The following is a 15,910-nucleotide window of genomic DNA, read 5'->3' as shown; positions in this document are numbered from 1 at the left end:
CCGGGCGGAAGGCGCCCGCAGGGCTATGAGCAGCGCTTTCCGTCCACGGGCGGGGTGCCGCGCAGGAGGTAGGCGTTGATCGCGGAGTCGATGCACGCGCTGCCGCGGCCGTACGCCGTGTGGCCGTCGCCCTCGTAGGTGAGCAGACGGCCGGAGGAGAGCTGGCGGGACAGGGCCTGCGCCCAGCGGTAGGGGGTCGCCGGGTCCCGGGTGGTGCCGACCACCACGATGGGTGCCGCACCCTTCGCCTCGATGCGGTGCGGCTCGCCCGTCGGGGCGACCGGCCAGTACGCGCAGTTCAGCGAGGCCCACGCGAGGCCCTCGCCGAACACGGGGGACGCCTTCTCGAAGGCGGGCAGCGAGGCACGCACCTGGTCGGGGCGGTCGAAGGCGGGCGGCAGATCCAGGCAGTTCACGGCGGCGTTGGCGTACATCAGGTTCGAGTAGTCACCGTCGGCGTCCCGCTCGTAGTAGCTGTCGGAGAGCATCAGCAGCCCCGCCCCGTCGTTCTCCTTCATCGCCGAGGCCAGCACCTCGCGCAGCTGCTCCCATGTGCTCTCGTCGTACATCGCCGCGATCACCCCCGTGGTGGCCAGCGACTCGCCGAGCCTGCGGCCGTCCGGGTCGCCGGCGGGGATCGGCCGCGCGTCCAGCTTCCCGAAGAACGCCTTCAGCCTGCGCCCTGCCTGGTCCGGTGTCGTGCCGGGGCCGCCGAGCGGGCAGTCCGGCTGCCGCACGCAGTCCTCGGCGAACGCCCGGAACGCCGTGTCGAAGCCCGCCGTCTGGTCCAGGTTCAGCCGGCGGGCGGGCAGCGAGGGGTCCATCGCCCCGTCCAGCACCAGCCGCCCGGCCCTCTCCGGGAACAGCCCGGCGTACGTCGCCCCGAGGAACGTCCCGTACGACGCCCCGACATACGTCAGCTTCCTGTCGCCCAGCACCGCCCGCAGGATGTCCATGTCGCGCGCCGCCTCCACGGTGGAGAGATGGCGCAGCAGCCTCGGCGCGTCCGCCCCGCAGCCTTCGGCGAACTTCTTGTACGCGCGGACGAGCGTGTCCACCTCCTTGCTGTCGTCCGGTGTGACGTCCGTCTGCGTGTAGCGGTCCATCTGCCGCCCGTCCAGACACTCGACGGGCTCGCTGCGGGCGACGCCGCGCGGGTCCATGGCGACCATGTCGTAGCGGGCGCGGACCTCGGCCGGGTAGCCGATCCCCGCGTACGCCTGCAGATAGCCGATCGCCGAGCCGCCCGGGCCGCCCGGGTTCACCATCAGCGAGCCCAGCCGCTTCCCCGGGCCCGTGGCCTTCTTGCGGGCGACCGCGAGCCGGACGTCGCCGCGGGACGGCTTCGCGTAGTCGAGCGGCGCCTTCAGCGTGGCGCACTCGAAGCCGGGCACCCCGCAGCCGCGCCATTTCAGCCGCTGCCCGTAGTACGGCGCCAGTGCCGACGGGGTCGCCCGGGGCAGTGCGGCCAGCCCCGCCTGCGCGCCCGAGGAGGACGAGCCCGAGGCGCTGCCCGACGAGCAGGCCGAGACGAGCAGCGCGGCAGTGGCGAGAAGGCCGACGGTGGTACGGGGCCTGCGGAGGGAGCGCCTTGTGTACATCCAGCGAGCGTAACTCTGCGCGACGGCCCGGACGCCGAGCGTACGCGCGGTTCCACGGATGGAGGTACGGCGTCAACCTGCGGAGACCACGGTCGCGTGCCTCTGGTGAGGTCACGTGGCGAGGTCATGGCCTGCGCGGCCTCTCGGACCCCCGAAGGGACCGGGCCGTCGTCCTCAGCCCGCTCTGAGCGCCATCGTCATCGCCTCCACGGCCAGCAGGGGCGCCACATTGCGGTCGAGCGCGTCGCGGCATGCCCCGATCGCCTCGATGCGGCGCAGGGTGGCTTCCGGGGTGCCGGAACGGGCCAGACGCTCCAGGGTGTCCTCGGCGTCGGTGTTGGCGAGGGCCACCCGCGAGCCCATCTGGAGGGCCAGGACGTCACGGTAGAAGCCGGTGAGGTCGGTGAGGGCCAGGTCGAGGCTGTCGCGCTGCGTGCGGGTGCGGCGGCGCTTCTGCTTGTCCTCCAGGTCCTTGATCACACCGGCCGTTCCGCGCGGCAGCCGGCCGCCCTGGGCCGCGCCCAGCGCCGCCTTCAGCTCCTCCGTCTCCTTCGTGTCGAGCTCCTCCGCGAGCTGCTTGGCGTCCTCGGCCGCGGCGTCGACCAGTTCCTGCGCGGCCTTGAGCGCTCCGCCGATGTCCTCGACCCGCAGCGGCAGCTTCAGCACGGCGGCCCGGCGCTCCCGCGCGGCGGGGTCGGTGGCCAGACGGCGGGCCCGGTCGACGTGGCCCTGCGTGGCCCGGGCCGCGGCGGCGGCCACGCCGGGCTCGATGCCCTCACGCCGTACGAGCATGTCGGCCACCGCCTCCACCGACGGCGTGCTCAGGTTCAGGTGGCGGCAGCGGGAGCGGATCGTGGGCAGCACGTCCTCCAGGGAGGGCGCGCACAGCAGCCACACCGTGCGTGGGGCGGGCTCCTCCACCGCCTTGAGGACGGCGTTCGCGGACTTCTCGTTCAGCCGCTCGGCGTCCGCGACGAGGATGATCTGCCAGCGGCCGTTCGCCGGTGAGGTGAACGACTTGCGGACGGTGTCGCGCATGTCGTCGGCGAGGATCTGCGTACCGACCGCGGCGACCGTGGTGACGTCCGCGTGCGTGCCGATCAGCGCGGTGTGGCAGCCGTCGCAGAAGCCGCAGCCGGGCGCTCCGCCGAGAGCACGGTCGGGGCTCACGCACTGCAGCGCCGCGGCGAACGCCCGCGCCGTCTGCGTACGACCCGCCCCGGGCGGCCCCGTGAACAGCCAGGCGTGCGTCATCTTCGACGCCTCGGGCGGCGGGGCGCCGGTGGCGGCCGCCGTGACCAGGGCATCGGCGTCCCGGGCAGCCGCGGCCAGCTGCCCGCTCACCCTCTCCTGCCCGACCAGGTCGTCCCACACGGCCATGGGTCACCCCGCCCTTTCGTCACGCTTCGTGGTGCCGCATCCATTGTGCGGGCAACCACTGACAACACGGTCGGCTCCCGCAGACCGCCGCCGTCCTTGCCCGCACCGGCCGCACGGGCCGCGACGCCCTCCGCCCGCGCAGGCCGCCGGCGCGGTCCGGTGGCTCAGCCGCGCCGCCCTCGGCCACGTCCGCGGCCGTCGCCCTCGCCCTCGCCTTCGTCCTCGCGCGGGCCGAGCAGCTCGTCCGCCAGGGTCGGCAGGTCGTCCAGCGGGGTCTCCTCGGCCCAGTCGGACCGCGGCCGCCTGCGCGACGCGCCCTCGGAGTCGACCTGCGGCAGCTCGCGCGTACGGTCCTGCGCGGCGTCCGGCCCGGCCGGGGTCCGCTCGTCACGGAAGAATCCCGCCGGAACCCGGCCCGCCGGATCGTCGCCCGGCACCGGCGGCAGCACGGCGGTCTCGTCGGCGGCACCCGGGACGACCGGCGGCAGCACCGCGGTCTCGTCGGCGGCACCCGGGACGACCGGCGGCAGCACCGCGGTCTCGTCGGCGGCACCCGGGACGACCGGCGGCAGGACCGCGGTCTCGTCGGCCGCGCCCGCCGGCGCCGGGGGCTGCGGCAGCTCCGCCGTCACCTCGGACTCCGAGGACTCCGAAAACCCGGACGTCGCGGAGGAACCGTGGGCCGGAGCGCCGGACGTGCCCCGGGAGGCCCGTGGTGCCGGACCGGCACCCGCCCCGTCCGCCCGGTCACGCACCGGTCGCAGCACGGTGGTGTCGTCCGCCGAGGCCGCGGGGCGGTTCGGTGCGTCCGCCGCGCCGCGTGCCGCGCGGGCCTCCTGCGCGGTCACGACCGGCGTGGGCATGGTCACGGCCTCCGGGGAACCCGCGGGGGGCGTTGGAGCCTTGGGGCCGGCCGCTGCCGCCGCGGCGGCCTGTTCGGCGGCCCGGCGGGCCTGTTCGGCCCGCAGCAGAGCCTCCTCGGCCTTGCGCTGCTTCTCCAGACGGCGCTCCTCGGCCTCGGCGCGCAGCCGGGCCTCCTCCTCCGCCTGCCTGCGCCGCCGCTCCTCGTCGGCCTTGCGGCGCTCCTCGGCCTCGGCCCGTGCCTTCTCCTCCGCGAGGAGCCGCTGACGCTCCTCCTCGGCCCGCTTGCGTGCCTCCTCCGCCCGCAGCCGGGCCTCCTCGGCCTGCCGCTCGGCCTCGCGGCGCTGGGCCTCCTCCAGCTCGCGCCGCTTGCGCTCCTCCTCCTCGGCGCGCAGCTTGGCGAGCTGCTCCTGGCGCTCACGCTCCAGACGCTCCTCCTCGGCCTTGCGGGCGGCCTCCTCCTCGGCCCTGCGCCGGGCCTCCTCCTCGGCCTTGCGGCGTGCCTCCTCCTGGGCCCGGACCTCGGCCTCGGACAGCGGCAGCACGGTGTCGAGGCGGTGCCGGATCACGGTCGTGACGGCCTCGGGCTGCTGGCCCGCGTCCACCACCAGGTAGCGCCCGGGGTCGGCGGCGGCCAGCGCCAGGAAGCCGGACCGTACCCGCGCGTGGAACTCGGCGGGCTCCGACTCCAGCCGGTCCGGCGCCTCCGTGAACCGCTCGCGGGCGGTCTCCGGCGGCACGTCCAGCAGGACGGTGAGGTGCGGGACCAGCCCGTGGGTGGCCCAGCGGTTGATCCGCGCGATCTCCACGGGCGACAGGTCCCGGCCCGCGCCCTGGTAGGCCACCGAGGAGTCGATGTACCGGTCCGAGATCACCACCGCGCCGCGCTCCAGGGCGGGCCGTACGACGGTGTCGACGTGCTCGGCGCGGTCCGCCGCGTACAGCAGCGCCTCCGCGCGGTGGGACAGTCCGGCGGAGGACACGTCCAGCAGGATCGAACGCAGCCGCTTGCCGACCGGTGTGGCGCCGGGCTCGCGGGTGAGCACGACCTCGTGGCCCTTGGCGCGGATCCACTCGGCGAGCGCCTCGGCCTGGGTGGACTTCCCGGCGCCGTCGCCGCCCTCCAGGGCGATGAAGAAGCCGTTCGCGACGGGCGCCTGCACGGGGTCGTCGCCACCGAGGAGCGCGTCCCGCAGGTCGTGCCGCAGGGGTACGCCGGAGCGGTCGTCGAGCTTGGCCAGCACCAGCGCGGCCACCGGCAGCAGCAGCGCGCCGACCAGCATCAGGGTGAACGCGGCCCCGCCGTGCGCGAACACGAACCGGCCGTTCTCCAGCCGGTGCGGACCGATCAGCGCCGCGACGACGGGCGCGATCAGCGCACCGAGAGCCACGAAGACGCGGACCATCGCGTGCAGGTGCTCGGTCGTGCGCGCGCGGCGGAAGTCCTCCACCTCCTGGTCGAGCAGGGCGTGCCCGATGTTCGCGGCCGTGCCCGCGCCGACGCCCGCCAGGGCGAGGATCAGCAGCACGGTGGTCACGTCCGGGACGAGGCCCGCCGCCAGCAGCGCCACACCGGTGAAGGCGGTCGCCAGCGCCAGCAGACGGCGCCGCGACAGCGACACCAGCACCCTGGGCGCCGTACGGATGCCCACGACGACCCCGCCGGTCAGCGCCAGCACCAGCAGGCCGTACAGCACCGGGCCGCCGCCCAGGTCCTTGGCGTGCAGCACCGCGACGGCGACGGACGCCGCCACCGCTCCCGCGACGGAGGCGCAGGTGAGGACCAGCAGCGAGATCGCACCGGTACGGCCCTTGTCGGCGCCGTCGCCGGTGCGCGGACGGCGCAGCCCCTCCAGCGGCGACCGCGCGCGCGGGGTGCGTGTGCCGGGCAGTTCCAGGAAGGTCACGACGGACAGGGACGCGGCGAAGAGCCCGGCCGCGACGTACGAGCCGAGCGCCGCCTGGTGCTGGGCGAACCATTCGATGCCCGCGCCCAGGAGGTTGTTCAGCAGGCCGGCGGCGACGAGCGCGGCGGCCGCCAGGGGGAACGCCATGAACGCCGTCCGCAGGGACAGCCGGCGCAGGGCGTCCATGTGGTCGGGCAACGGCCGCACGGTCGCACCCTCCAGCGGCGGGGCGGGCAGCAGCGCCGGGGCGGCGCTCTCCCGGCACACCGTCCAGAAGCGCTCGGCGACGCCGGTCAGGAAGACGGTGACCAGCAGGGCCGCGAGGGCGTTGTCCGGCGTCCAGTCGATCCACAGGGGCGCGACGATCAGCAGCACCGCCCGCACACCGTCGGCGCCGACCATGGTCCAGCGGCGGTCGAGCGGGCCCTCCTTGGACGTGAGGGAGGTGAGCGGTCCGAGCAGGACCGCGCCGAACAGGAGCGTCGCGAGGACACGCGCCCCGAAAACGGTCGCCACTGCGAACGCCACGCCGCGGTAGCCTCCGCCGAAGGAGCCCTGGACGATCGCCGCCTGGAGCGCGAGAAGCACCAGGACCAGGAGCGCGAGGGTGTCGCCGACACCTCCCACCAGCTGTGCGCTCCAGAGCCTCTTCAGCTGCGGAGTCCGCAGCAGAGCACGGACGGCACGCTCGCGTGAGTCCGCGACCAGCGCGTCGTCGGGGGCGGTGGGGTGGGCCGTTGGCTGCTCGGCTCGCGTCATGCGTTCAGCCTATCGGGACACGCCGCCACTCCGAGTAGGCGCCCGAACGCGCGAGCACCCCGGCACCTCAGCGGTACCGGGGCGTTCGCTCAGCGAACACCGGGGCTCGGTGAGCCACCGGCCGGGTCCCCGGACGTCGTCGGCCCGGCCGTCGGCCCGGTCCTCCGGCGTCGTCGGCCCGGTCCTCGGACGTCGTCGGCTCAGTCCTCGGACGTCGTCGGCGACGCGGTCGCCTTCTTGGCAGCCGTCTTCTTGGCGGCCGCCGTCTTCGTCGTCGTCTTCTTCGCGGCCGTGGTCTTCTTGGCCGTCGTCGTCTTCTTCGCGGCGGTCTTCTTCGTCGCGGTCGTCTTCTTGGCGGCCGTCTTCTTCGCCGTCTTCTTGGCGGGCCCCTTGGCGCGCTTCTCGGCGAGCAGCTCGAAGCCGCGCTCCGGGGTGATCGTCTCGACGCTGTCGCCGGAGCGCAGGGTCGCGTTGGTCTCCCCGTCGGTGACGTACGGGCCGAAGCGGCCGTCCTTGACCACGACCGGCTTCTCGCTGACCGGGTCGGTGCCCAGCTCCTTCAGCGGCGGCTTGGCGGCCGCACGACCACGCTGCTTGGGCTGGGCGTAGATCGCCAGCGCCTCCTCCAGCGTGATCGTGAAGAGCTGGTCCTCGGACTGCAGGGACCGCGAGTCCGTGCCCTTCTTCAGGTACGGGCCGTAGCGGCCGTTCTGCGCGGTGATCTCCTGGCCCTCGGCGTCCGCGCCGACGACACGCGGCAGCGACATCAGCCGCAGGGCGTCCTCCAGGGTCACCGTGTCCAGCGCCATCGACTTGAACAGCGAGGCCGTGCGCGGCTTGACCGCGTTCTTGCCGGTCTTCGGGGTGCCCTCGGGGAGCACCTCGGTGACGTACGGCCCGTAACGGCCGTCCCTGGCGATGATCGTGTGGCCGCTGACCGGGTCGGTGCCCAGCTCGAAGTCGCCGCTCGGCTTGGCGAGCAGTTCCTCGGCCAGCTCGACGTTCAGCTCGTCGGGCGCCAGGTCCTCGGGGATGTCGGCACGCTGGTGCTGCTCGGTGTTCTTCTCGCCGCGCTCGATGTACGGGCCGTAGCGGCCGACCCGCAGCACGATGCCGTTGCCCACCGGGAACGACGACACCTCCCGCGCGTCGATCGCGCCCAGGTCGGTCACCAGCTCCTTGAGACCACCGAGGTGGTCCCCGTCGCCGTTGCCGGCGTCGGCCGCGCCGCCCTCTCCCGCGCCCTCGCCGAAGTAGAAGCGCTTCAGCCACGGCACGGACCGGGCCTCGCCGCGGGCGATGCGGTCGAGGTCGTCCTCCATCTTGGCCGTGAAGTCGTAGTCGACGAGCCGCCCGAAGTGCTTCTCCAGGAGGTTGACCACGGCGAAGGACAGGAAGGACGGCACCAGGGCCGTGCCCTTCTTGAAGACGTAGCCGCGGTCGAGGATCGTGCCGATGATCGACGCGTACGTCGACGGACGGCCGATCTCGCGCTCTTCGAGCTCCTTGACCAGGCTGGCCTCGGTGTAGCGGGCCGGCGGCTTGGTGGCGTGGCCGTCGACGGTGATCTCCTCGGCCGTGAGGGCGTCGCCCTCCGCGACCTGCGGCAGCCTGCGCTCGCGGTCGTCCAGCTCGGCGTTCGGGTCGTCGGCGCCCTCGACATACGCCTTCAGGAAGCCGTGGAAGGTGATCGTCTTGCCGGACGCGCTGAACTCGACGTCCCGGCCGTCGGCGGCGGTGCCGCCGATCTTCACGGTCACGCTGTTGCCGGTCGCGTCCTTCATCTGGGAGGCAACCGTCCGCTTCCAGATCAGCTCGTAGAGCTTGAACTGGTCGCCGGTCAGTCCGGTCTCGGCGGGCGTGCGGAAACGATCACCCGAAGGACGGATCGCCTCGTGCGCCTCCTGCGCGTTCTTGACCTTCCCGGCGTACGTGCGCGGCTGGTCCGGCAGGTAGGCGGCGCCGTACAGCTGCGTGACCTGGGCACGGGCGGCCGAGACAGCGGTGTCCGACAGCGTCGTGGAGTCCGTACGCATATAGGTGATGAAGCCGTTCTCGTACAGCTTCTGGGCGACCTGCATGGTCGCCTTGGCGCCGAAGCCGAGCTTCCTCGACGCTTCCTGCTGGAGCGTCGTCGTACGGAACGGGGCGTACGGCGAGCGGCGGTACGGCTTGGACTCGACGGACCGCACGGAGAACCGCGTGTTCTCCAGCGCGGCGGCGAGGCCGCGGGCGGTCGCCTCGTCGAGGTGGAGGGTGTTCGCGCTCTTGATCTGCCCCAGGGAGTCGAAGTCGCGGCCCTGCGCGATCCGCCTGCCGTCGACGGTCTGGAGGCGGGCGACCAGCGACGACGGGTCCGAGGAGTCCCCCGCGCGGCCGGTCGCGAAGGTGCCCGTCAGGTCCCAGTACTCGGCGGAACGGAACGCGATGCGCTCTCGCTCCCGCTCGACCACCAGGCGTGTCGCCACGGACTGGACACGGCCCGCCGACAGCTTCGGCATGACCTTCTTCCACAGCACCGGCGAGACCTCGTAGCCGTAGAGGCGGTCGAGGATCCGGCGGGTCTCCTGGGCGTCGACGAGCTTCTGGTTGAGCTGGCGCGGGTTGGCCACGGCGGCCTGGATCGCGGCCTTGGTGATCTCGTGGAAGACCATCCGCTTGACCGGGACCTTGGGCTTGAGCACCTCCTGGAGGTGCCAGGCGATCGCCTCGCCCTCGCGGTCCTCGTCGGTGGCGAGGAAGAGCTCGTCGGACTCCTTCAGCAGGTCCTTGAGCTTCTTGACCTGGGCCCGCTTGTCGGCGTTGACCACATAGATCGGCTCGAAGTCGTGTTCGACGTCCACACCGAGGCGGCGGACCTCGCCGGTGTACTTCTCCGGCACCTCCGCGGCGCCGTTGGGAAGGTCACGGATGTGCCCGACGCTCGCCTCGACGATGTAGCCGGGGCCGAGGTAGCTCTTGATCGTCTTCGCCTTGGCAGGCGACTCGACGATCACGAGTCGGCGGCCGCCATGCGCGGTCTCGCTGGTCGGGGACAACTTCGCTCTTCTCTCCGGTCGACGCTGGGGCCTCCCCAGGCATTGCTCCCGGGGTCGGGGTGGTGACGCTGCGGAGTGTGACGGTACATCCCGCCCCCGTGTCAAACGGGAAAAGCCCGCAACGGCCACTCGAACGGTAACCCGACTACCGCCCTTCCTGCCGCCCAGAGTGTCCCCCGGCTCATTTCGGACGATCCGGAAGACGGCCTCCTCATTACTGCGGAGCCGCCGCTTCCGCGACCCTGGCACGACACTTCCCGGACACCTCGCCGAGGCCCCCGCGACGCCCGGACCTGCACGTCCGGCCTACGGGGCACCGACACTCAGATCCGGGTGAAGCACCACAGCCCGAGGGCCAGCGCGAGCACCGCGACGGCACCCGAGACAGTGGCCGACACCACGGGGCGCACCCCGTCCGCCACGGGCTCGCCGCGCCGCACCCGGACTGCCGTCCACATCAGCAGGCCGCCTCCGAACAGGGCGAACACCCCTCCCGCGAAGATCGCCGGTCCGCTCTCCATGGCCGCCCCGTCCCTTTTCTCCCGCACCGCGTGCCCAGCCGCCGCGAGACTGACACGCCGGGGCTTCATATAGGCGAACCCGAGGTGAACGACCGGCCTCCGCCGTGCCGCCTACCGCTCCGACCGCACCGGCTCTACGCCGCCCGCGGACGTCCTCGCCCGTCGGCCGGCCCATACAGATCGACGCGTTCTCGCCGGTGCGCGACGGGAGACGCGGCCCTTCGGCAGGACGAGGACAGCGGGCGCGACGCGCTGGGCGGGGACGCACGGGACCCCGGACCGGTCCGGCTCAGCCCCCGCGGCGGTCGGCCCGGTGCACCGCGTCCCGGAACACGGCCCCCGGGCCGCGGCCCCCGGCCGCCTCGGTGCCCGGCCGCCTCGGTGCCCGGCGGCCTCGGTACCCCGGCCGTCTCTGTGCCCGGCCGCTTCTGTGCCCGGCGGCCTCTGTGCCCGGCCGCCTCGGTACCCCGGCCGTCTCTGTGCCCGGCCGCTTCTGTGCCCGGCCGCTTCTGTGCCCGGCCGCCTCGGTGCCCGGCCGCTTCTGTGCCCGGCCGCCTCGGTGCCCGGCGGCTTCCGCGCCCGGCCGCCTCTGTGCCCGGCGGCTTCCGTGCCCGGCGGTCTCGGCGCCCGGGGGTCAGTCCGCCGAGGGTCCGTGCCCCGGGTACAGGAAGCCCTGTTCCACCAGGAGCCGGATCTGGGCGGGGGTGCGGTCGCGCAGGAGGACCGGGTCCTCGCCCATCAGCTGCGCGATGGCGTCCAGGATGCGGCCCGCGCTCAGGGTGCCGTCGCACACACCGGCGAAGCCCGCACCGACCGTGTCGACCTTGGTGGCCCGGCGCATGCCGCGGTTCTGCCGCAGCACCACATGCTCCGGGTCCTCGGCGCCGGGCAGCCCGACCTGCTCCTGCACCACTTCCGGCGCGAGCCTGAAGTGTTCCTCCAGCAGTCCGGCGTCATCGCGTCCGCGCAGGTAGTCGAGGCGCTCGAAGTGCGCGCGCACGGTGTCGCCCAGCGGCTGCTCGACCGGGTGCGGCCACTCCTCCACCGTGACGGAGGGTGCGGCGGCGTCCGTCCTGCGCAGGCTGATCCAGCCGAAGCCGACAGCCTTCACCTTGCGCGCCTCGAACTCGTCCAGCCACGCGTCGTACCGGGCCCGGTACTCCTCCTGGTCGCCCCGGTGGTCACCGGCGTCCCGGAGCCACAGCTCGGCGTACTGCGTGATGTCCTGCACCTCGCGCTGCACGATCCAGGCGTCGCACCCGCGAGGCACCCACGACCTGAGCCTGTCCTGCCAGTCCTCCCCCTCCACGTGCTGCCAGTTGGCGAGGAACTGTGCGAACCCGCCCACGTTCAGCCGTTCCCCTGCTCCCTGAACGAGCGAGCGGCACAGATCGTCCCCGGCCATGCCGCCGTCGCGGTAGGTCAGCCGGGCTCCGGGCGAGATCACGAAGGGCGGGTTGGAGACGATCAGGTCGTACGTCTCCCCCTCCCGCAGCGGCTCGAACAGCGAGCCCTCGCGCAGGTCCGCGGCCGGCACGCCGGACAGCGCGAGCGTGAGCGCGGTGATGTGCAGGGCGCGGGGGTTGAGGTCGGTCGCCGTCACCCGTGTGACGTGCTGGGCGGCGTGCAGCGCCTGGATGCCGGAGCCGGTGCCGAGGTCCAGGGCGGAGGCGACGGGGGTGCGGACGGTGATGCCGGCGAGGGTCGTGGAGGCGCCGCCGACGCCGAGGACCACCCCCTCGTGCCGGCTTCCGATGCCGCCCGCCCCGCCGACGGCACAGCCCAGGTCGGACACGATGAACCAGTCCTCGCCGTCGGGTCCGCCGTAGGGCCGTACATCGACCGTCGCGGCCACCTGGTCCTCACCGGCCCGCGCCAGCCACCCGCTCTCCAGGCACTCGGCGACAGGCAGGACGCCCTCCACGCGCGCGTGCGGCACCGGCTGCTGGAGCAGGAACAGCCGGACGAGGGTCTCCAGCGGCGTGTCGCCCCGGGTGGCCCGCAGCGCGGGCACGGTCTCGCTGCGGGCGAGGGCCGCGTAGGCGGGGGCACCGAGCAGTTCGAGCAGACCGTCGGCGGTGAAGTCGGCCGCGAGCAGGGCGTCGCGCAGTCGCGCGGCGGCATCGGGGCGGTCGGCGGAGGGCAGGGAGGAGAGGGTGGCGTTACTCACGTCCCCATTGTGACGGCCCTCCGCCGAACGCTCAGCTCTTCGGACGCCGCCGGGGCCGCGGCTCCCCGGCCTCCCGGAGGCTCCTCCGGCTCATCGGTCCCCAGGGGCTCCGGCTCATCGGTCCCCCGCAGGCTCCGGCTCATCGGTCCCCAGGGGCCGCGGCTCCTGGGTCACCCCGAAAGCTCCGGCTCCCGGGGTTCTCCGTTCGGGCCCGTCGGGGCTCAGCCGTTGGTGGCCGGTGCCGAGACCGGTGCGGAGGCGCGCTGGCAGCTGGCCTGCTCGGCCATCGCCTGCCCGACCTCGCCCTCCTCCAGGGTGGTCAGCGCGTCGTTGCCGCTCTTGCTGAGCTTGTCCAGCTCGGCTGCGACGTCCTTCAGCCCGTCGGCGAACTTCGCCTGGTCCTTGGTGTCGAGTTCGTCGACCTGCTTCTTCAGCGAGGCGTACGACGCGGAGATGGCGTTGAGCTCCTTGACCGCGTCCTGCTGCTTCTTCTCGCCGTTCTCCACGTCGGGTGCCCCGGCCTTGCTGACGGCCGCGCCGATCGCCTTGTAGGCGTCGGACATGTCCTGGAACGCCTGCGAGTCGGCCTCCTGGACCTGTGCCGGCGTACTGTTGTCCGAGGCTTCCTTCTTGATCGCGTTGTTGGCGGCCTCGATCTTCTTCGCCTGCGGCTGGACGGCGTCGCAGACCTGCTTGGCCCACGCGTTGAGCTTCTCGTCGCCGTCGTCGCTGCTGCTGCATCCCGACAGCGCCAGTACCAGTACCGCACCGCCGGACAGTACGGCCGCGAGCTTCTTGTTCACCGGTTTGGTCCCTTCCATGGCTCTCGGCCCCGGAACATACACGCCAAACGGGCGACACCCACATGACAAGCGTCCGCTCTGTGCCCCATTGAAGCCATTTGCACCAAGCGAGAGAAGGCTCACGGCACGGACGGCGCACAGCGCGGGGCGGGCGGACGGCGCCTCAACGTGCGCCGTCCGCCCGCCCCTTGAGCGTCCCTGCCGGAACGGACTACGAAACCACCGCGGGGTCGGCCGACTTGGACGACGTCCCGGCGTCGTCCTCGTCGCCCATGGCGATGCCGCGGCGCTTGGAGACGTACACCGCGCCCGCGATCACCACGAACGCCAGCACCGCGATCAGGATGCGGATGCCGAGGTTCTTGTCGGCGCCGTAGGAGAACTTGATGACGGCGGGTGCGATGAGCAGCGACACCAGGTTCATGACCTTCAGCAGCGGGTTGATGGCCGGACCGGCGGTGTCCTTGAAGGGGTCGCCGACCGTGTCACCGATCACCGTGGCGGCATGTGCCTCGCTGCCCTTGCCGCCGTGGTGTCCGTCCTCCACCAGCTTCTTGGCGTTGTCCCACGCGCCACCGGAGTTGGCGAGGAACACCGCCATCAGCGTGCCCGCGCCGATCGCGCCCGCGAGGTACGCGCCGAGGGCGCCGACGCCGAGGGTGAACCCGATGAAGATCGGCGCCATCACCGCGAGCAGTCCGGGCGTCGCGAGTTCCCTGAGCGCGTCCCTCGTGCAGATGTCGACGACCTTGCCGTACTCGGGTTTCTCGCTGAAGTCCATGATCCCGGGCCGCTCACGGAACTGCCGCCGCACCTCGAAGACGACCGAACCGGCCGACCGCGACACGGCGTTGATCGCGAGCCCGGAGAACAGGAAGACGACCGCGGCACCCGCGATGAGCCCGACGAGGTTGTTGGGCTGGGAGATGTCCATCGAGAGGGTCATCGCCGAGCCCTCGCCGCCGAGCTTCTCCCCCACGTCCCGCGCGCCGGTGATGATCGCGTCGCGGTACGACCCGAAGAGCGCCGCCGCCGCGAGGACCGCGGTGGCGATGGCGATGCCCTTCGTGATGGCCTTGGTGGTGTTGCCCACGGCATCGAGGTTGGTGAGCACCTGAGCGCCCGCGCCCTCGACGTCCCCGGACATCTCGGCGATGCCCTGGGCGTTGTCGGAGACCGGCCCGAAGGTGTCCATGGCGACGATGACGCCGACCGTGGTGAGCAGCCCGGTGCCGGCCAGGGCCACCGCGAACAGCGCCAGCATGATCGACGTACCGCCGAGCAGGAAGGCGCCGTAGACGCTCAGGCCGATCAACAGGGCGGTGTAGACGGCCGATTCGAGGCCGACGGAGATGCCGGCGAGGACGACGGTGGCCGGGCCGGTCAGCGAGGTCTTGCCGATGTCGCGCACCGGCCGGCGGGTGGTCTCGGTGAAGTAGCCGGTCAGCTGCTGGATGACGGCGGCCAGCAGGATGCCGATCGCGACCGCGACGAGCGCCAGGATCCGCGGATCCCCGCCCTTGTCCGAGATGGCCGCGTCGGTGACTCCGTCCAGCTCGGCGTACGAGCCCGGCAGATAGACGAAGACGGCCACGGCGACGAGCACCAGGGAGATCACCGCGGAGACGAAGAAGCCCCGGTTGATCGCGGACATGCCGCTGCGGTCGGTCCGTCGCGGAGCGACCGCGAAGATGCCGATCATGGCGGTGAGCACACCGATCGCGGGCACGAGCAACGGGAAACCCAGCCCGAAGTCGCCGAAGGCCGCCTTGCCGAGGATCAGCGCGGCGACCAGGGTCACGGCGTACGACTCGAAGAGGTCGGCCGCCATACCGGCGCAGTCGCCGACGTTGTCGCCCACGTTGTCGGCGATGGTCGCGGCATTGCGCGGATCGTCCTCCGGAATGCCCTGCTCGACCTTGCCGACCAGGTCGGCGCCGACGTCGGCGGCCTTGGTGAAGATGCCTCCGCCCACACGCATGAACATGGCGATCAGGGCGGCTCCCAGGCCGAAGCCCTCAAGCACCTTGGGCGCGTCGGCCGCGTACACCAGCACCACGCAGGAGGCGCCCAGCAGGCCGAGCCCCACCGTGAACATGCCGACGACGCCGCCCGTACGGAAAGCGATCTTCATCGCTTTGTGCGAGACCTCGGTGAGATCTTTTTCCGGCTCGCCTTCCGCGGGTGTCGCTTCCCGCGCCGCCGCGGCGACACGCACATTGCTGCGTACGGCGAGCCACATGCCGATATAGCCGGTGGCCGCCGAGAACGCGGCGCCGATCAGGAAGAACACCGAGCGTCCGGCACGCTGATTCCAGTCGTCCGCGGGCAGCAGCATGAGCAGGAAGAACACGACGACGGCGAATACGCCGAGGGTGCGCAGCTGCCGGGCCAGATAGGCGTTGGCGCCTTCCTGTACCGCTGCCGCGATCTCCTTCATGCTGTCGGTGCCCTCGCCCGCCGCGAGCACCTGGCGCAACAACATCCCCGCGACCACGAGGGCGGCCAGCGCGACGACCGCGATGACCACCACGAGGACGCGGTTGCCGTCGGTCAGGACCGCGGCTGCGAAGGTTGTGGGGTGATCCAGCTGTTGAGGGGTAGAAAGCCCCGCCATTCGTCCTCCTTGACGCTTGGGCTGAGCTCAAGATGTGGACGGATTCTAGGTACCGGAACCTGATCAAAACAGTGTGCGTAAATGGAATTTGCATTCAAGCAGTAATGCCCTCGAAGCATTGCCGCTTGATCAATGGACATTGGCGCTTGATCGATTCATCCGAGTACCCCCGATCGTGAAGGAATTCACGAATCGCATGGCCGGGTACGGTACGGATCGGTAGCAACTCCGGACGCAACCACTGTAGGCGGGG

General features: G+C 72.3%; 8 protein-coding genes. All 8 read right to left on the bottom strand.

Annotated features, from left to right (window positions below):
* Positions 1 to 23: 23 nt before the first annotated feature.
* Positions 24 to 1,601 carry an alpha/beta hydrolase gene (locus tag ACIQGV_RS13030; protein ID WP_402493876.1) on the bottom strand — a complete coding sequence of 526 codons (1,578 nt, stop codon included), beginning with the start codon at positions 1,599 to 1,601 and terminating at the stop codon, positions 24 to 26.
* 174 nt (positions 1,602 to 1,775) lie between these two features.
* Positions 1,776 to 2,981: a DNA polymerase III subunit delta' gene (locus ACIQGV_RS13025; RefSeq protein WP_402493873.1), complete on the bottom strand. Its 1,206-nt coding sequence runs from the start codon at positions 2,979 to 2,981 to the stop codon at positions 1,776 to 1,778.
* Between the two features lie 164 nt (positions 2,982 to 3,145).
* The gene (gene tmk, locus ACIQGV_RS13020) at positions 3,146 to 6,508 is read right to left on the bottom strand and encodes a dTMP kinase (RefSeq protein WP_402493871.1); all 3,363 of its coding nucleotides are present in this window, start codon (positions 6,506 to 6,508) and stop codon (positions 3,146 to 3,148) included.
* Between the two features lie 200 nt (positions 6,509 to 6,708).
* Positions 6,709 to 9,546 carry a type I DNA topoisomerase gene (gene topA / locus ACIQGV_RS13015; protein WP_402493869.1) on the bottom strand — a complete coding sequence of 946 codons (2,838 nt, stop codon included), beginning with the start codon at positions 9,544 to 9,546 and terminating at the stop codon, positions 6,709 to 6,711.
* 323 nt (positions 9,547 to 9,869) lie between these two features.
* A complete protein-coding gene (locus ACIQGV_RS13010; RefSeq protein WP_402493866.1) occupies positions 9,870 to 10,067 on the bottom strand; it encodes a hypothetical protein in 198 nt (65 codons plus the stop codon).
* Between the two features lie 634 nt (positions 10,068 to 10,701).
* Positions 10,702 to 12,237, bottom strand: coding sequence for a methyltransferase (locus tag ACIQGV_RS13005; RefSeq protein WP_402493864.1), 1,536 nt, complete (start codon positions 12,235 to 12,237; stop codon positions 10,702 to 10,704).
* A 221-nt stretch (positions 12,238 to 12,458) separates the two neighbouring features.
* Positions 12,459 to 13,058 carry a small secreted protein gene (locus tag ACIQGV_RS13000; RefSeq protein WP_402493862.1) on the bottom strand — a complete coding sequence of 200 codons (600 nt, stop codon included), beginning with the start codon at positions 13,056 to 13,058 and terminating at the stop codon, positions 12,459 to 12,461.
* 193 nt (positions 13,059 to 13,251) lie between these two features.
* Positions 13,252 to 15,657, bottom strand: a complete 2,406-nt coding sequence (locus ACIQGV_RS12995; RefSeq protein WP_402493860.1) for a sodium-translocating pyrophosphatase — start codon at positions 15,655 to 15,657, stop codon at positions 13,252 to 13,254.
* Positions 15,658 to 15,910: the final 253 nt, after the last annotated feature.

The organism is Streptomyces sp. NPDC093094 (genome assembly GCF_044754345.1).
Taxonomy (GTDB): domain Bacteria; phylum Actinomycetota; class Actinomycetes; order Streptomycetales; family Streptomycetaceae; genus Streptomyces.
The sequence above is the reverse complement of the archived record's forward strand: the minus strand, read 5'-3'. Positions and strand labels throughout refer to the sequence as shown.